Origin of the sequence: Streptococcus suis, assembly GCF_002960625.1 — a bacterium.
GTDB classification, from domain to species: Bacteria; Bacillota; Bacilli; order Lactobacillales; family Streptococcaceae; genus Streptococcus; species Streptococcus suis_T.
Window position 1 is genome coordinate 26,556 of record NZ_POJH01000029.1, and the last position, 16,876, is coordinate 43,431.

16 protein-coding genes are annotated in these 16,876 nt (G+C 41.2%); 4 read left to right on the forward strand and 12 right to left on the reverse strand.

The genetic code is table 11. The features are described from left to right. Nucleotides 1-133: 133 nt before the first annotated feature. The 4 genes from C1G49_RS05305 to glgB all read left to right on the forward strand — a co-directional run bounded on the left by C1G49_RS05305 (nucleotide 134) and on the right by glgB (nucleotide 5,750). Nucleotides 134-1,261, forward strand: a complete 1,128-nt coding sequence (locus tag C1G49_RS05305) for a glucose-1-phosphate adenylyltransferase (RefSeq protein WP_105116827.1) — start codon at nucleotides 134-136, stop codon at nucleotides 1,259-1,261. A gap of 12 nt (nucleotides 1,262-1,273) precedes the next feature. Beyond that, nucleotides 1,274-2,389 carry a glucose-1-phosphate adenylyltransferase subunit GlgD gene (gene glgD, locus C1G49_RS05310; protein ID WP_105116828.1) on the forward strand — a complete coding sequence of 372 codons (1,116 nt, stop codon included), beginning with the start codon at nucleotides 1,274-1,276 and terminating at the stop codon, nucleotides 2,387-2,389. Nucleotides 2,390-2,397: 8 nt separating this feature from the next. Next, on the forward strand, nucleotides 2,398-3,843 hold the full coding sequence (locus tag C1G49_RS05315; RefSeq protein ID WP_105124903.1) for a glycogen synthase: 1,446 nt from the start codon (nucleotides 2,398-2,400) through the stop codon (nucleotides 3,841-3,843). Nucleotides 3,844-3,911: 68 nt separating this feature from the next. Further along, the gene (gene glgB / locus C1G49_RS05320; RefSeq protein WP_105124904.1) at nucleotides 3,912-5,750 is read left to right on the forward strand and encodes a 1,4-alpha-glucan branching protein GlgB; all 1,839 of its coding nucleotides are present in this window, start codon (nucleotides 3,912-3,914) and stop codon (nucleotides 5,748-5,750) included. A gap of 82 nt (nucleotides 5,751-5,832) precedes the next feature. Here glgB and C1G49_RS05325 read toward each other — a convergent pair whose 3' ends face one another. The 12 genes from C1G49_RS05325 to C1G49_RS05380 form a co-directional block, all read right to left on the reverse strand. Beyond that, nucleotides 5,833-6,642, reverse strand: coding sequence for a transporter substrate-binding domain-containing protein (locus C1G49_RS05325; RefSeq protein WP_105124905.1), 810 nt, complete (start codon nucleotides 6,640-6,642; stop codon nucleotides 5,833-5,835). A gap of 240 nt (nucleotides 6,643-6,882) precedes the next feature. Next, nucleotides 6,883-8,073 (reverse strand): acetate/propionate family kinase, encoded by a 1,191-nt coding sequence (locus tag C1G49_RS05330; RefSeq protein WP_105124906.1) that lies wholly within the window; start codon nucleotides 8,071-8,073, stop codon nucleotides 6,883-6,885. A 42-nt stretch (nucleotides 8,074-8,115) separates the two neighbouring features. After that, nucleotides 8,116-8,838: an MIP/aquaporin family protein gene (locus C1G49_RS05335; RefSeq protein WP_024380875.1), complete on the reverse strand. Its 723-nt coding sequence runs from the start codon at nucleotides 8,836-8,838 to the stop codon at nucleotides 8,116-8,118. 21 nt (nucleotides 8,839-8,859) lie between these two features. Continuing rightward, complete coding sequence (locus tag C1G49_RS05340; protein WP_105117781.1) at nucleotides 8,860-9,354, reverse strand: GlcG/HbpS family heme-binding protein; 495 nt, start codon at nucleotides 9,352-9,354, stop codon at nucleotides 8,860-8,862. A gap of 23 nt (nucleotides 9,355-9,377) precedes the next feature. Beyond that, on the reverse strand, nucleotides 9,378-9,758 hold the full coding sequence (locus C1G49_RS05345; RefSeq protein ID WP_105118118.1) for a glycerol dehydratase reactivase beta/small subunit family protein: 381 nt from the start codon (nucleotides 9,756-9,758) through the stop codon (nucleotides 9,378-9,380). Further along, nucleotides 9,739-11,592, reverse strand: coding sequence for a diol dehydratase reactivase subunit alpha (locus C1G49_RS05350; protein ID WP_105124907.1), 1,854 nt, complete (start codon nucleotides 11,590-11,592; stop codon nucleotides 9,739-9,741). Before C1G49_RS05350 ends, C1G49_RS05345 begins: the two co-directional genes overlap by 20 nt. A 27-nt stretch (nucleotides 11,593-11,619) precedes the next feature. Continuing rightward, the gene (locus tag C1G49_RS05355) at nucleotides 11,620-12,126 is read right to left on the reverse strand and encodes a diol dehydratase small subunit (RefSeq protein ID WP_024380879.1); all 507 of its coding nucleotides are present in this window, start codon (nucleotides 12,124-12,126) and stop codon (nucleotides 11,620-11,622) included. A 24-nt stretch (nucleotides 12,127-12,150) separates the two neighbouring features. Beyond that, nucleotides 12,151-12,816: a propanediol/glycerol family dehydratase medium subunit gene (locus C1G49_RS05360; protein ID WP_105116837.1), complete on the reverse strand. Its 666-nt coding sequence runs from the start codon at nucleotides 12,814-12,816 to the stop codon at nucleotides 12,151-12,153. A 12-nt stretch (nucleotides 12,817-12,828) separates the two neighbouring features. Next, on the reverse strand, nucleotides 12,829-14,490 hold the full coding sequence (locus C1G49_RS05365; protein ID WP_024380881.1) for a propanediol/glycerol family dehydratase large subunit: 1,662 nt from the start codon (nucleotides 14,488-14,490) through the stop codon (nucleotides 12,829-12,831). Nucleotides 14,491-14,509: 19 nt separating this feature from the next. Continuing rightward, the gene (pduB, locus tag C1G49_RS05370; protein ID WP_024380882.1) at nucleotides 14,510-15,211 is read right to left on the reverse strand and encodes a propanediol utilization microcompartment protein PduB; all 702 of its coding nucleotides are present in this window, start codon (nucleotides 15,209-15,211) and stop codon (nucleotides 14,510-14,512) included. 76 nt (nucleotides 15,212-15,287) lie between these two features. Continuing rightward, entirely contained in the window at nucleotides 15,288-15,740 is a 453-nt protein-coding gene (locus C1G49_RS05375; protein ID WP_105116838.1) for a cupin domain-containing protein, read from the reverse strand. 12 nt (nucleotides 15,741-15,752) lie between these two features. After that, nucleotides 15,753-16,850: an ethanolamine utilization protein EutH gene (locus C1G49_RS05380; RefSeq protein ID WP_105116839.1), complete on the reverse strand. Its 1,098-nt coding sequence runs from the start codon at nucleotides 16,848-16,850 to the stop codon at nucleotides 15,753-15,755. Nucleotides 16,851-16,876: the final 26 nt, after the last annotated feature.

Here is a 16,876-nt window from a genome sequence, read left to right on the forward strand (position 1 = left end):
ATATGTTATAATATATTCATGAAAGCTTTCTGAAAAGGAAATTGAAATATTTCAATTTTTGTCTAGGAAACGCTTTCATTTTTTTTGTTTGTATGATATAATCTATGTATAAAATATATTAAGGAGTGATTAGATGGCTCAAAATAAAATGTTAGCTATGATTCTTGCTGGTGGACGTGGAACACGTCTAGAAGGTTTGACCAAGAAAGTTGCCAAACCAGCGGTCGCATTTGGAGGAAAATATCGTATTATTGATTTCCCTCTTAGTAACTGTGCCAACTCAGGTATCGACATTGTCGGAGTATTGACCCAGTACGAACCTGTACTCTTGAACTCTTACGTTGCCCAGTCACAACGTTGGGGTTTGGATGTTCAAGGCTCTGGTGTCTTTGTACTTCCTCCAAGTGAGAAGATTGAAGGTTTTGGTCTTTATAAAGGTACTGCTGACGCTATCACCCAAAACATTGACTTTATTGATTTGAACGATCCTGAATATGTCTTGATCTTGTCAGGTGACCACATCTACAAGATGAACTATGACAAACTCCTTGACACCCACATTCAGAAAAAAGCAGATGCAACCATCGCTGTTATCGAAGTGCCAATTAAAGAGGCTTCTCGCTTTGGTATCATGAATACCGACGAAGACTATCGTATCGAAGAATTCGAAGAAAAACCTGCAAATCCGAAGAGCAACTTGGCATCTATGGGTATCTATATCTTTACTTGGAAGACCTTGAAAAAGTATCTCCAAGAGGATGATAAATCTGAGACGTCTTCACATGACTTTGGCCATGACATCATTCCTAAATACTTGGAAGACGGGCGTACCCTTATCGCACATCCATTCCGTGGCTACTGGAAGGACGTTGGTACTGTAAACAGCCTTTGGGAATCAAACATGGACTTGATCGACCATGCTGGTGACTTGGATCTTTCAGACCGTTCATGGAGAATTTATTCAGAAGACAAGGGCTCTCCAGCTCAAGTAATCGGTGCAACCGCAACTGTTAAGTCAGCCTACATTGACAAAGGGGCTATCATTGACGGATATGTAGAACACTCTGTCATTTCAACTGATGTTCAGGTTCATAAAGAAGCTGTTGTGAAAAACTCCGTCCTTCTTCCTGGCGCTATCATCGGTGAGGGAGTTGAGCTAGACTATGTTATCGTTGCTGAAAATGTTAAGATTGCGGATGGAACGAAGCTCTCTGGTGACGCTGATAATATCCTCTTGATCGATAAGAATGTAACCAAGTAAGAAAGGACTGCTATGTTAAGAAATACTCTAGGAATTGTAAATATTGAAGGAAACAATGTACACTTTGGTGACGTAATGGAACATCGTGGCGTACAAGCCTTTGGTTTTTTAGGACGCTATCGACTAATTGACTTCGTTCTTTCAAACATGTCAAACTCAGGTATTACAGAGTTCCAAGTTTATATGCCTGTTCGTATGCGCTCAACTATCCAGCACGTTGGTACAGGTAAACACTACAACATCAACAGTAAACGTGGCTCTCTTCGTTTGCTCAACAGTGTGACAGATCCAAACTCTGTTTATCAACATGATATCAATGCCTTTTCTGACAACCTTCATTTCATTGAAAATTCAACCAAAGAATATGTGTTGATTGCCCCTTCTTACTTCATCTACAGCCAAGATTTTACCAATGTCATGGATGAACATGAGAAAACGGGTGCAGACATTACTGTGCTTTATAAAAATATTACAGACGCAAAAGAAAACTTTATTGGTTGCCAAACCTTAAAATTCGATGATAACAAACGCGTGGTTGCCTTTGAAGAAAACCATGGTAAATATAAAAACCGTCCTGTTTCTCTAGAAGCCTATATTATGAAACGTACAACCTTTATCGAGTTGATCAAACGTGCCAACAAGGTTTCATCACTCTACTGGTTGAAAGATATTCTTCGTGATACAGTCGATCAATACAAAATCATGGGCTATGCACACCGTGACTTTGTAGCTTGTATCAATAATGTGGAATCTTATTTCAAAACACAGATTGATTTGATTGACCGCGATACACGTAAACTTCTTTTCAAGAATGACTGGCCAATTCATACGCAAACAAGTGATTCTTCTCCTACTCTCTATGGTCCACTGGCAGAAGTCAAACGTAGTTTAATTGCCAACGGTGCCAATATCAATGGTCAGGTAGAAAACTCTGTGATTGACCGTGATGTGATTATTGAAGAAGGTGTTGTTGTCAAGAACTCAATCATTCTCAATGGTGTAACTATCAAAAATGGTTCAACAATTGAAAATGCCATCATTGACAAGTCGACAAAGATTGTTCATTCTACAGATATTAAGGGCAGTGAAGCAAATCCAGCCTACATCAAAGCACATCAAATCATCTAGGAGAAATCATGACAAGAAAATCTGTTCTCTTTGTTGCATCTGAAGGACTTCCATTCATCAAGACTGGTGGTTTGGCCGATGTAATCGGTTCCTTACCTAAAGAATTGGTAAAACAGGGGTTGGATGTCCGTGTGGTTCTACCACTCTATAAGAAAATTGCTATCAATAACCATGCTGATTTTGACTATGTGTCCAGTTTTGATGTTCGTGCAGGCGACATTCAGTCCATGGCTAATGTTTACAGCCAAGTAATCGATGGTGTTACCTTCTATTTCATTGAACACCGTGACTTCTTTGAACGTGATGAACTGTATGGCTATGACGATGATGCTATGCGATTCGGATTTTTCCAGCATGCAACCTGTCGTCTATTGGAAGCCTTGGATTTCTTCCCAGATGTCATTCATACGCATGACTGGCACACTGCTGCACTTCCATTCCTCTGCCGTACTTTCTACAGCTACCGTGAGGAATTCCGTGCCATCAAACATGTCTTCACCATCCATAATCTAGCTTTCCAAGGTATTTTCCATAAACAAGCCCTTTGGTCTGCTCTGGGAATGGACTACAGCTACTACTTAGATGGGATCGCTCGTTTCCATGACGAATGCATTTCCTTTATGAAATTGGGTATCTTATATGCTGACAAGGTGACAACTGTTTCAGATACCTATGCGCGTGAAATTTTGACTGAAGAATTCGGTGAAAATATGCAACATGTGCTGGAACTTCGTAAGCATGACTTGGTTGGTATTGTCAATGGTATAGATTACGATAGTTGGGACAGTCAAACAGACCACTATCTTGTGAAGAACTACGGTCTTGAAACAATCGGAGATAAGAAAGCCAATAAACTGGCTTTACAAGCTCAATTCGGACTTCCACAGGATGAACATGTCCTGATGATTGGTATCGTATCTCGTTTGACCTGGCAAAAAGGTTTCTATCTCTTAACAGAGGTACTCAGCCATCTTCTTCAAGCCCATGTCCAATTTGTGATTTTGGGTAACGGTGAAGCTGATGTTGAAAATGCCTTTAACCATTTCAAGCATGCCTATCCTGAAAAATTTGCCTTCTACCGTGGCTATAATGAACCGCTTGCCCACCAAATTTATGCAGCAAGTGACCTTTTCCTCATGCCATCTATGTTTGAACCATGTGGTATCAGCCAATTGATTTCTATGCACTATGGTACGCTTCCATTGGTTCGGGAAACAGGTGGTTTGGTAGATACGGTGACACCATATCACATCGGCAGCAAAGAAGGCACCGGCTTTACATTTGGTGGTCGTGATGCCTACAATATGCGTCAAGTATATGATTTGGCACTTCAGACCTACTATGACCGTCCAGAAGACTGGTACGCTATGGTCAAACAGGCTATGGAACGTGATTTCAGCTGGACTGCTTCTGCTGAGAAATACATCTGGCTCTATCGTGAAATTAGTGGCTAGATAAGATTTGTAACAAACTGAAAAGGAGTGTGACCAACGTCCACTCCTTTTCCACAAGGGAGATTGCTATGACAGAATTTACTGATTTGGATTTATACTATATGAATTCCGGTGAGCATACCACTCTTTATGAAAAAATGGGTGCTCATTTGGTGAAGGAGCGCAATAAAATCCTTGGCACGCAATTCCGTGTCTATGCTCCAAATGCTAGAGAAGTTTTCTTGGTTGGAAACTTTAACGATTGGCAACGAACCCATCCCCTACAGCATGAAATTGATGGTGTATATCAGCTTTATGTTGAAGGTTTGAAATCTTTCGAGGACTACAAGTATGTGATTATCACCCACGATGGTCGGGAAATTTACAAGGCTGATCCTTATGCCTTTTTCAGCCAAGAACGTCCCAACACTGCCTCTACAACCTACAATCCGCGATACAAGTTTAAAGACGATCTTTGGATGTACCATCGCGTCAATTACGATTTCAAGGAGCAACCTGTTTCTATCTACGAAGTTCACTTGGGTTCTTGGAAACAGAAATTTGTCAATAAAAATGAGGGTGGTGCACCACTAGAAGCCTTTTATAACTATAAGGAAATTGCTCCGCTTCTCATTGAACACGTCAAGGAAAATAACTACACTCACATTGAACTTTTGCCAATCACTGAGCATCCTCTAGATGCATCTTGGGGCTACCAGGTTACAGGTTATTACAGCCCTACCAGTCGCTATGGCAAGCCAGATGAACTCAAGTATTTGGTTGATCAATGTCACCAGGCTGGAATTGGGGTCATTCTGGATTGGGTTCCACTTCATTTCTGTAAGGATGCCCATGGCCTCTATCAATTTGACGGTAGTTGGCTCTACGAATACCCGCACGAACAAGACCGCGAAAATCACCAGTGGGGAACAGCTAACTTTGATTTAGGTAAGGGCTTGACGCGTTCTTTCCTTCTCTCAAACCTCAAATACTGGTTGGAAAACTTCCATTTTGACGGCATTCGGGTGGATGCCCTGTCCTACCTGCTCTACTGGCGTGGGGAAACGGAAGATGACAAGATTAACCATGGAGCGATTGATTTTATCAAGCGTGTCAATGCCATGGTTCACACCGACTATAAAGGTGTTTTGATGATTGCGGAAGATTCATCAAGTTATCCTAAGGTCACCCATTCTCTCGAAGACGGTGGTATCGGTTTTGATATGAAATGGGATTTGGGCTGGATGAATGATACCTTGAAATTTGTTGAACGTCCGTCTGTCTATCGTAAATACCATTCCAATGAAATCACTTTTGGTATGTATTACAACCAAAATGAACAATTCCTCCTGCCATTATCTCACGATGAAGTGGTTCATGGAAAACTATCTATCATTGATAAAATGAATGGGGAATACGAAGACAAATTCCACTTGGCCCGTGTTTACTACAGCTTCTATTTTGCTCATCCAGGTAAGAAATTACTCTTTATGGGCAATGAATGGGGCCACATCCGCGAATGGCATGAATACACCGAAATGGACTGGGGACTTAAACTATATCCAATCCATGACAGTTTTTATCAAATGATGAAGACCCTGTCTACTTTCTATCGTGAACACGATGCTTTTTGGAAGTATGATTACCAGGCCTACGATAAAGGATTCCAGTGGGTCAAAATTGACAGCGAAGCTAGTCTATATGCTTTTTCACGCATGAGTGATGACCAAGAAATCTTGACTATTCATAATTTTAACGATCAAGAATTGTTTGATGTCCACTTGGATTTGCCTACTGATAGCGAGTACAAACTGGTCTTCTCATCAAATGTCCTTCCAATGGAAACCTTTAACCTCTACCCAGATGAAAACGGTGCTAGAATCACAGTTCCACGTTTGACTAGTTTCTATCTAGAGCGGGTGAAATAAGAGCATGTAAGAATGGAGTTCAAAACTTCATTCTTTTTTGTATGCAAAAACAACCACCGTTTCCGATGATTGTTTGTCTGACTTATTCAACAGCTGTATAAGTTGCTGCTTTTTCAAGGAAGGTATCAAATTCGCCACTTGCTTTCACTTGAGCGATGACCTTGTCAATCTCAGCTTTTAGCTCTGCACTTCCTTTTGGAAGGGCGATAACTTTTGAGTTCTCATCAATGGTTGGAAACTGTGCTGATGCAATAGCAAGGTCACTGTTTTGTGAAACATAACCTGCCGCAACTGGAGAATCCATCAAGACTGCTTCTACCTTGCCAGTTTTCAATTCATTAACTGCTTCACCCATTTGTGTCAATGAAATAATTTTTGCATCTGCCATTTTTTCTTTAGCATAGGTTTCTTGGGTAGAACCTTTTTGAACAGCCAAGGATTTTCCTGCAAGAGCATCAACACTTGAGATGGTTTCCGCATTTTCTTTCTTAACAAGTAGGACGTCAGCGATTTGGTAATAGCTTTCTGAGAAGTCAAAAACTTTTGCACGTTCTTCAGAGTAAGATAGACCAGCGATTGCAATGTCAGCCTTGCCAGATTGGACACTGTTCAGAACGTTGTCAAAGCTCATGGCTGAGACTTCCAACTTCACACCAAGCTCATCCGCAATTTTTTGTGCCAGCATAATATCTGCTCCAACAACTTCGTTTTTGCCATCTACAAGCGTTTGGAATTCAAATGGTGCATAGTCAGGACTTGTCGCTACAACTAAGGTTCCTTTTTCTTTAATTTTCTCAAGCGTCGATTGGCTTGAAGATGAGCTAGTTGAAGAACAAGCTGCTAGTGTAAGTCCAGCTAACAAGGTAGCTGCTAAAGTAAATAGTTTTTTCATTTTTTATCCTCTTTTTCCTTCTTTATTAAAACGATGTCATTTTTCCTAATGAATCATCGGACCTTGAAAGTAATTTTCTCCATATTTTCTTCCTCTTTTCAAAAGATATGTCTAGTATATAGTAATTTTATACAATTGTCAACAGTTATTGTGTATTTTTATGCGATTTTTTTATTTTTTTATTCAAACAAAAAAATTCTAGCCCTTTCATTAGGGCTAGAATGGAGGAAATATGTAATTTTATGAGATCAATTCCATTGTATCTCTTGCAATCATTAGTTCTTCATTGGTTGGAAGCACAAATAATTTGATACTGGAATCGTCTTTACTAATCAGTTTTTTACTACTTTCATTTGCTTCATGATCAAGTTTCACACCGAAAACAGAAAGTTTTTCTGCGACTTTCTCACGTATCAATCTGGAATTTTCACCTATTCCTGCTGTGAAAACAATGGCATCTGCTCCACCTAAATCTACCATATAGGTCGCAATGGTATGAGCAATTCGATTGGTAAACATTTCAATTGCTGTGATGGCTTGAGAATAGCCTTTATGATAGGCTTCTTCAATATCACGCAAATCATTACTAATTTCGGAAACAGCTAATAGGCCAGACTCTTTATTCAGAATGGCTGTGATTTGACTAGGGGTCAAGCCTTCTTCTTCCATTAGGAAAGGAAGAATGGCTGGGTCAATATCACCACTTCTGGATCCCATCATTAAGCCTGCCAAGGGGGTAAAGCCCATGGAAGTATTGATGGATTGTTGCCCCTTAATGGCACAGATACTTGCTCCATTGCCAAGATGACAACTGATGACCTTCAACTGATCCGTATCAAGAGCTTGCTGTCTATATACTTCCTTGGTAATTAAAGAAATGTATTTATGGCTGGTGCCATGGAAACCGTATTTGCGTAAACGGTATTTGTCATAATACTTTCTAGGTAGAGGGTAAAGGTAGTATTCCTCGCTTAAGGTTTGATGAAAGGCTGTATCAAAAACTGCCACATTTGGAGTATTTGGCAAAAGCTCCTTGAAGGCTTTAATAACCTCTAAGTTTGCTGGATTATGACTTGGAGCTAAGAAGGACAATTCATCAATCTTTGTCAAGACACTTTCGTCAACCAAAGCCGATGCCTTAAAATAATCACCACCATGGGCCACACGATGCCCAATTCCAGCAATATCTGCTAAAGATTGTATAATACCTTTTTCATCTAATCTTTTTAATAGATAGTTTACTGCCTCTTTATAACTTGAAAGAACTAGTTTTTCTGTCTCCTTTTGTCCTTTGTAAACCAAAGTAAATGCCGATTCCGGTTCTCCAATTCTTTCAAATATGCCTTTAGCGATGATTTCCTCAGCAGGCATGGCTAATAATTGAAATTTTAAAGATGAACTACCAGCATTGATTGCAAAAATTTTCCTCATTACTCGTCCTTTCTTTAATCACATTTTACAATGAGAGAGGGATTAGCCCATTCCCAAGGCTTTAAATACGAATACAGCTAGAGTTGCACCAACAGTTGGTGCAACAATTGGAATCCAAGCATAGCCCCAATTCGCTCCGCCCTTATTTGGAATAGGTAAGAGGGCATAGGCCAAACGAGGACCGAAATCACGCGCAGGGTTGATGGCATAACCCGTTGTTGAACCGAATGACAACCCGATGGCCATAACTAGGAAAGCAACTACAACAGGAGCAAGACCTACTGCAAAACCTGCAGTATTCATCAATAACAAAACGAAAATGAAGAAGAAGGTCGCGATTACTTCACTCAAGAAGTTAAAGGTTGTGTTTGGAATAGCTGGACCAGTGGCAAAAATACCGACTGAATTCCCTTCCTCAGCTGTTGTTGCTTGGAAATGTGGATAGTAATGCAAAACAACGATTGCTGCACCAGTAAAGGCGCCGAGAATTTGTGCAATGATGTAACCTGCCACCATACTCCAATCAAACAAGCCGCCTAAGGCAAAAGCGATTGTGACTGCGGGATTTAGGTGCCCACCTGTTTCAAAGAAACCAGCAACATAAACACCGCACATTACGGCAAAGCCCCAGGCAAAGATTACAGTTAGGAAACTAGGGGACATATTTTTGGATAGGGCGTGTTTTAAACTAATTGAGGATCCGAAGCCTGTACCAAAGGCTATCAGAACCATTGTTCCTAAAAATTCACCAATGTATTTCTCCATCGTGAGAATCTCCTTCTAATATTATTTTAGATTTATTTCTTCAATTGCATACTCGGCAATTGTTTGATCTTCTATGGCGTTGCCGCCACTGATACCAATTGCTCCGATAATCCGTCCCTTGGAATAAATAGGAATTCCACCTGCTAAACTAACAATCTGACCTTCTGACATTGTTTCTAGTTGAAAGAGCCAATGGTTGGGTTTTGTTAATAGAGCTAGGTCTTTTGACTGCATTTTCATGCCAACAGCTGTGTAGGCTTTTTTATAGGCCATATCGTAGCTAACCAAAAGGGAATCTTCCATGCGATAGGATAGGATTACATGAGCACCTGCATCCACCAGGGTAATCACAACAGGTACTTTCAATTCCTGTGCTTTTTCTCTGGCACGATTTACAATATCAAAAGCTAGGTCATAGAGATTTATGCTGTGTAAATCATCTTTTTTTTCTAAGAGCTCTTGACATTTTTGAATGATTCTTTGAAGCAGGATTTCATCGATTTGATTTTGTGTCATCTTTTCTCTCCGATTACCTATTTCTAAAAGGATGTTTCCAAGGCAGAATCCTGTATCAATGGAGTTCCTTTAACAAGTTTAGCTGCATTAGTCCCTAAAATCCTTAAGACACGATTAGACTGGTTTGGATAGTTACTTAAACGATAGAAAAACTGTTCCGTTTGTAAATTTCGATAATGGAGAACAATTTCTCTTTCATTGATAGCTAAACCAACCGAGAGTGGTGAGGACTGAGCAGCTTGATGGGCCAGAGAAACGATACTTTCCGAAGAAAGTTCTATAGTTTCTTTTAAAAATGGAATTCCTTCTTCCTCCATACCAAGCACTAACTGAGTCAACTTTTCTTCAGGCACCTTTCCCAACTTGTAAATAAGAATAACTGGCTTAGTTGCTTGATAGAACATAAGCATCACCCCACTCTTCTTTACAGTATGAAAGTACCAAACCTGTTGCTACTGCATTTCTTGGTCCAGAAGTTCCTCGGATATTTCCTCGACCAGCCACGATATTGCTCTGAGATAGGGCATCGGTTATCAACTGCGGTACTTCAAAGTCTAAGGCGGACCCGCCTACTATAACCACAAATGGAATATCTCTGATGTCTTGAGTTGGACTGACCGTCTTTAAGGCCCGAATGGCGTTGGTCACAAAGACTCTTTCTTTGGCTGTCTGGCGAACAATCTTGATTTTTTCGATAGAATAGTCTGTGTCAAGCGGTACTAATTCTCCAGTGTCTTTGACGATGACTACTCGGGCAAATAAATCTCCGCTCAGAGGTTTGTCAAAGAATTGGACACTGCCATCCTCATGTCGAATATGGAAAATACTTTCTACCTTGGCAAGGGGGTATTTTTTAATATCCTCTGCCAAATGCCTATCTTCAAGACCCAACTCTGTGTTAATAAGCATGGTGACCATATCACCAGCACCAGCTAGGTGGACAGCTTGGATATCCCCTTTTTGGTTAATAATGGAGGCATCTGTGGAACCAGCCCCAAGGTCTAGAATAGCCATTGGTTGACTAGTACCTGGTGTTGTTAAAGCTCCAAGAATAGCTGAGTGAGCCTCAGCTCCCCCGATTTCAACAGGTACACCCAATTCCTTTTCAACTTCCTGAGCAATAAGGGACATCTGTAATCTGTCAGAGTTAACCATGGAGGCAATTCCAACGGCCTGCTCCATTGAAAATTCTCCGGCAAGACCACCTTTTACAGTGATAGGAGCAAAAGTATCCACTGCCAGAATATCCTGAATCTTAATCTGATCCAGTTGTTTCTCAGTTAAATTTGCCATGGTAAGCCGGACTTTCTCAAGCATACCACCCACATTTGTGCCTGCTTCACCCAGAACATTTTCAATATGTTGAATACGGGAAACATGGTCCATAATGGCTTCTGCACCTTTTGAAATATCAACGCTGGTATTCTGTTGCTGACCAATAATCTTGATAGTTCCAGCAGGAATTGTCCTTGCTTGAACATCTCCTTTTGGTGTTTTGATGACAACGGCTGAACGATTTCCAATCAGGGCACGGGCAATCGGTACGACCTGCTTGGTATCTTGGGCATCCAGCTGGAAGACAGTCGCAATGCCATAAGGGTTGGAGAGTTGTGAAATAACTTTACCAACTTCTGCAACTTCAACAGCTGCCAACATTCCTAGCGGTACCTTGTCTATATAGGAAATTTCATCTACAATTGGAATCTTTTTCTCCAGACGATTATTGACCAGAACGCCATCATCAGCCTGCAAGACAGCACCAACAATCTTATAGCCTCTTGAAACATAGGCGTTGATAAGTTGAGCAACTGCATCAAAATCCACTTGCTTAGAAGCCACAACGATATAGCTATCTGTCATTGGCTTATTGATCAAATCCAAGACATCAACGGTATAACCAACCCCCAACCCAAGTCCACCTGGTGTCCTTGGGTTGTGGCCAATCATGGTTGATTCGGTTATGACTGTTTCCGTGATGGTTTCCATTGCAACATCTCCAATGACTGGGGTTGCTTCGTTGATACGGATCAGTGCAACATCCTTGATACCAACAGAGGTTGGTTCTAAGAGTAATTTCAGGGATTGGTAAATGCCATGAACATTTTCTTTTGTTCCCTTAATACCAGTTGTATCTGCAATCGCAGAGGACAGAAACTGGACGGTTCCATTATCGTATAGCTGAGCTAAGGCAGACTCAGTTGATGAATTTCCAATGTCAATACCGATAATATACTTCATTCCTTCTTCCTCCTTTCGATTTTCAGATTAGTTATCACCTTTTAGTTTCTTACGACGTTCATAGTGTTCTGCTGCTTCACGGACAAATCCTGAACAGATTTTTGCGCCATAGACATTTTCAAGTTCATTTGCGATGTCCAATAGTTCTTGCTTAGAAGAACGGTAAGGACGAAGGGCGTTATAGATTTCCAATACGCGTTCATCTGGTACCTTGGTCAATTCTGCCGCGCGTGAGAAATTGTATTCGATAGCTTCACGACCAGCATTACGCGCAATTTCTCCTTGTTTTAAGAGGATTTCTGGCTTAATCCGCAAGTCTTTTGAAGTGATACTACCATTGACAATATTTTCCAAGGTAATGTCTTCAAATTTCTTGTTATCACCAACAACAATCCAGTCTGGGTGTTTTTGTGCAATCGGATAGTCTGCTGCAGTAGCTTCTGTACCTTTTGGTAGACCACTGGTTACAGGTTTGTCGTGTCCATTCATCTCTTCTAAGATTTTTCTTACTAATAGTTCTACTGATTCACTCATTTCGATTTCTCCTTGAAGATTTTCTTAAATCAATTCAATTTCATCAGCTGGACGACCTTTTTCAACAAGCTTGGTTTCTTTGATATGAAGCAAGGCTGAATAGGCTTGGTACTTAGGACGAGCCATTTGGTCATTCAAGGTTGGAACAGGGTTTGGTGTTTCACCTTTGGCATACTTAGCAGCATTTTTACCAATTAAACGGTAAGTATCTGCTGTCAGCAGTGGTGCTTGTGGGAAGAGTTCTAAGTTACTCAATGGTGGTAAATCTCTTTGGTGAATAACGGTTGTTCCTTTAGACTGAATACCGATTGAAATACCTGAACCAGATAGGTGGTCGCCTTCTACTGCCACAAAGGCAACGTCTGATGAGCGATATACCTTGACAACACGCGCCTTCAAGCCTTCTTCTTCAATACCTGCAATCACTTGTCGTAACACTTCAGTATGGGGAATATCAACCATGGTCTTGGTTTGTTGGGTGCCAAAAGCAGGACCTACTGCAATGACCACTTCATCAACAGATTGGCTTGGTTTAGCAACACCGACGGTGCGAACAACAGCCTTTTCTGGCAGGACTTCTTTCTTGGTAGTTGTAGTAGTTTGAGTTGCAGGAGTAGGATTTGTCAGGCCAACTTCCTTGATTACTTCTGCAATAATGGAACGTAGTACGTCCTCATTGATGGTTGTCATAATGATTACCTCCTAGATATCACGTGGATCAATGGCATTTGGAATGTTCTTCACTTTTTCCCACTCTTCTCCAACCAGACGGTGACCTGTGCCGACACCGACGTAGTCATTTGGTGAGTTGATTGCAGAGATAACATTCCAATTGCGGTCAAAGATAGCAGATGTTTGTAAGAAATCTCCAGCAACACGTTGTTTGAAGAGATTTACAAGCTCATTGGCAACATCTGGGAAACCATTATTGGCAAGGGCTTTAATGAGGTCTACGCCTTGTACACCGCGTTCTAAGAGATTCACAGCTGCCTTGATGTCTTCAACCTTGTCACGTTCTGGCATATCTTTTGAACCATGGGCGTAGGTAGCTGCTTCAACTTCCTCATCTGTAATAGCTGGCAAACCAAGACCTTTGAAGAGGGCTTGCATAACTTTGGCTGCTTTACGGCGAACTTGAACAACTTCCTCTTCGCGAGCTGGACGCAAACCACCATCAACACGCAAGTCACGTTGCAAGATATTATAATCATCGTAGTCTTCTGCATCCCAGTTAGAGCCAGCAAACATATTGTCGTAGTTTGGTGTAGAAGAGTAACCTGAGTTAATAAAGTCTGTACCTGGTGCCAATTGCATCAAGGTGCGGACAGAACGACGGAGGTCTGAGTGAGTAAAGGTTTGGTCATTTGAAGAAGCACATTCCAAGTCAAGCATGGTAGCAATCAAGTTTTCAGCAATGACTGCACGGATACCGCTTGGAACGGCCGCAGGAATACCGATACAAGATACAGAACCGTTTTGGGTACCTTGTACACCAGCTGCTTTTGTGATATACAAGCAACGAGCTTCTAGGTAAAGCATAGATTTGCCTTCTGCTTGTCCCATCTGCACTTCTGCACCAGTACCTGATGTGAAACGCATCTTCAGACCACGAGAAGCATAGGCAGATGCCAAGAAGGCTTTAGACCAAGGGGTATCATCACCATCTGTAAAGACATCTTCAGTACCATAAACAGAAATGGTTTCTGCGTAAGCTGTGAATCCTCTCATACCAAGGTCTAGCTCGGTTGCTTCTTCCAAGGCACATTGGGTCAATACGCCTGGACGACCAACTTGAGAACCAATCATAATCCCTAGGGCGTTGAATGGGGCATAACGAGCAACCGCAACTGTTGTTTCTTGCTCTGCAAATCCACGAAGGGCACCTTCTGCCGCATCCGCTGCAATTTGAACAGGGTTATCGTTTACGTTAGTAACGTGTGATTGAGTAGCTGTCTGTTTGCGGGTACGCATTTTCTGAACAGCCATCATAATTTCTACGACGTTCATATGACTAACAACTTCAACAATTTTAGCTGGAGTCATAGCCTTGGTCAATTTAACAATTTCAGAACGAGGTACAGAAGGAGTCAAAATCATATTGGCAATTTCTTTCGAGTCCATCTTCACGACTTCTTCTGCATGAGCCAGATCAATACCATAGTTTGCAATAAACTGATCAATCAGGTCAAATTCTTCTTTTGGTTTCCCATCCAATTCAACCACTTTACCGTTTACAATTTTAATACTTGGTTTTGGATCGTTGGGGCTTTCCATTGCAATAAGACCTTCTTCAACCCACTCTGTTACAAATCCGTCTTGGTTGATTGGGCGGTTACTTAATGCCTCAAAACGTTTTGATTTCATATTTCTTTCTCCCTATCTATCAGATGTATGAAGGTTGAGAGTTAACTGGAGTATCTCCAAGCGTTCCTAATAATTCTTTACCGATTTCACGGGCAGAGATAACAGCTTGACGAACAGCACCAGAATCACCACTGATGAAGAGAATGGTTTCATTTGAATTACTTGTTCCATTTCCTGGAGAAGCATAACCAATCACATCTACATCTGCTGCTTTTACAGCGGTATCAGCCATCACAACACCAATGGCAGCTGGGGCTCCCACAATCAGACCAAAGGCACGACCAACTTCTGCACCGAAAGCCGCTTGACAAGCATGGCTAGCACGAGCAGTATATTGCAATTCGATATGCCCTGCTTCATTGGCATAGACATCACCGAATGTACGAGCAATATCACCAAGAGTTACTTCTACCGCCCGTTTCACGTCTGAAACATCATCACCACCAAAGATAATCAAGCTACCGTGACCAGCACCACCTTTGGTATCACGAGGTAATTCAATTTTAACAATTTCTGTGTTGGTTGCTTTTACTGCTTCATCTGCAGCCATAATGTGAGGACCAGCACCAGTACGAGCACCTACCACACCAAGGGAACGGTAAGATTTTTCCAACTTCATCGCACTGAGTACTTGTTGATCGACATTTGCAATCACCAATCCAATAGTATCACCAATAGGGTTTGAACCAATAAATTCGGTAACATTACATTTGTTTGCCATAATAATCTTCCTCTATTTTTTTGTTTTCATTTACATCGCCTAATGCGATAACGCTTACATTTTGTTTTAAAAATTTTTACTGATTTTGCCAATCCGCAGGATAGGTTACATAGATAAACCTTGCCTTATCTTTAACAGAAAATTGAATATCACTTCCCTTAGGAATAAAGAGAATTTCACCAGGCCCTGCGGTCATCACCTCATTGCCAGTAATGATATCTAATTGTCCCTCAATGACATAATCCACTTCATCATAGTCAAGATGCCATGGGAATGTTGTTTTTTCCATTGTCATCAAGCCAAGTCCCAGACGAGGACTTTCTTCCAGAGTTAGGAGGTCACGGGTATAGACCACATCCTTGCTATTGCCTGTGTCTAAACGATCCTCAGGCCTAACCTCTATATGAGGTAGGTTGAAGGAAACAATACCTGTCGAGCTAGATTTTTTAAAAGAATCTCCAGCTACAAAACTTTCTAATAAAATTTTTCTAACCAGTTCTTCTATTTGGCTACGATTGATGTCACTCATAAAGTCCCTCCACTACTCAGCTTCTTTTTTAGTGAGTACAAAAGCAAGTAGAACTGCCGTTACACCACCAACCAATTTTCCGACCATCATCGGAAGAATCATATCTGGATTTTGACCAGCAGTGAAGCCCAAGTGATCGCCAATAACAAATGATGCTGATACAGCGAAGGCAACGTTGATAATCTTACCGCGTTTGTCCATATCTTTCATCATTTGGAACATGGCAATATTGTTTGCCAAAGATGCGACTAGACCTGCTGCACCGACTTCATTCATACCCAACGATTTACCAATTGCTGAAAGTGGCTTATTGGCAACTTTTGTAAAGATAGCCACTAAACCAAAGGCTCCTGCTAAGGTCACAGCAATAGAACCAACGACACCAAAGGCTTCCATTAGTGTTTCTGCCCCGCTTGGATAAAGGCTATTTAACCATTCATTACCTGTTAATAGTTGAGCCGCACCGAAAGCCAAACCGAGTGTTGCAATCACCACAATAATATGACCAAAAATCTCAAAGCCTTTAATCATTCCATTCGGTGCTAACAAAAGACCTATAAAAATCAAAGCAGAAACAATCACTATCGGAATGAGGTTAATCATCAATGTCCCTACAGGTAAGCCCGGAACCAAGAATCCTCCTACTAAACAGCCAACTGGAACTGTTACCAAGCCGTATAAAATACCTCTAGCCAGTAATGGACGATCATCTTTTTCGATGATTCCCAATGCAACCGGGATGGTAAATACAATCGTTGGTCCCATCATCGATCCTAGTACATAGGCAGCAAAGTTTCCAACTACAGGATCATCAGCTAGACTAAGAGCTAATGGTGCTCCACCCATATCGTTAGCAATGAATGTTGTAGCAAAGATAGATGGGTCTGCACCAACCATGCCGTATAGCGGGACAATAATTGGTTTGAGAATATCCGCTAATAATGGTGCAACAACCATAATACCGGCCATCGAAAGTGCCAAAGCCCCCATGGCCATGATACCTTCCTCAAATTTTTCACTAAGCCCTAACTTTCCTCCGATACATTTATCAACTGCACCGGCCAACATGAATAGGACCATGATGTAGATGATGATTTCATTTATACTCATAATTCCCCTTCTCACTTTCTAGTGAA

What these genes read in the sequence shown, in the direction of transcription:
- C1G49_RS05355 (WP_024380879.1), bottom strand. Translation starts at nt 12,126, where the DNA reads ATGAGTGAATCAGTAGAACTATTAGTAAGAAAAATCTTAGAAGAGATG.
- C1G49_RS05375 (WP_105116838.1), bottom strand. Translation starts at nt 15,740, where the DNA reads ATGAGTGACATCAATCGTAGCCAAATAGAAGAACTGGTTAGAAAAATT.
- C1G49_RS05345 (WP_105118118.1), bottom strand. Translation starts at nt 9,758, where the DNA reads ATGTTCTATCAAGCAACTAAGCCAGTTATTCTTATTTACAAGTTGGGA.
- C1G49_RS05360 (WP_105116837.1), bottom strand. Translation starts at nt 12,816, where the DNA reads ATGACAACCATCAATGAGGACGTACTACGTTCCATTATTGCAGAAGTA.
- C1G49_RS05325 (WP_105124905.1), bottom strand. Translation starts at nt 6,642, where the DNA reads ATGAAAAAACTATTTACTTTAGCAGCTACCTTGTTAGCTGGACTTACA.
- C1G49_RS05315 (WP_105124903.1), top strand. Translation starts at nt 2,398, where the DNA reads ATGACAAGAAAATCTGTTCTCTTTGTTGCATCTGAAGGACTTCCATTC.
- glgD (WP_105116828.1), top strand. Translation starts at nt 1,274, where the DNA reads ATGTTAAGAAATACTCTAGGAATTGTAAATATTGAAGGAAACAATGTA.
- pduB (WP_024380882.1), bottom strand. Translation starts at nt 15,211, where the DNA reads ATGGCAAACAAATGTAATGTTACCGAATTTATTGGTTCAAACCCTATT.
- C1G49_RS05305 (WP_105116827.1), top strand. Translation starts at nt 134, where the DNA reads ATGGCTCAAAATAAAATGTTAGCTATGATTCTTGCTGGTGGACGTGGA.
- C1G49_RS05335 (WP_024380875.1), bottom strand. Translation starts at nt 8,838, where the DNA reads ATGGAGAAATACATTGGTGAATTTTTAGGAACAATGGTTCTGATAGCC.
- glgB (WP_105124904.1), top strand. Translation starts at nt 3,912, where the DNA reads ATGACAGAATTTACTGATTTGGATTTATACTATATGAATTCCGGTGAG.
- C1G49_RS05340 (WP_105117781.1), bottom strand. Translation starts at nt 9,354, where the DNA reads ATGACACAAAATCAAATCGATGAAATCCTGCTTCAAAGAATCATTCAA.
- C1G49_RS05365 (WP_024380881.1), bottom strand. Translation starts at nt 14,490, where the DNA reads ATGAAATCAAAACGTTTTGAGGCATTAAGTAACCGCCCAATCAACCAA.
- C1G49_RS05380 (WP_105116839.1), bottom strand. Translation starts at nt 16,850, where the DNA reads ATGAGTATAAATGAAATCATCATCTACATCATGGTCCTATTCATGTTG.
- C1G49_RS05330 (WP_105124906.1), bottom strand. Translation starts at nt 8,073, where the DNA reads ATGAGGAAAATTTTTGCAATCAATGCTGGTAGTTCATCTTTAAAATTT.
- C1G49_RS05350 (WP_105124907.1), bottom strand. Translation starts at nt 11,592, where the DNA reads ATGAAGTATATTATCGGTATTGACATTGGAAATTCATCAACTGAGTCT.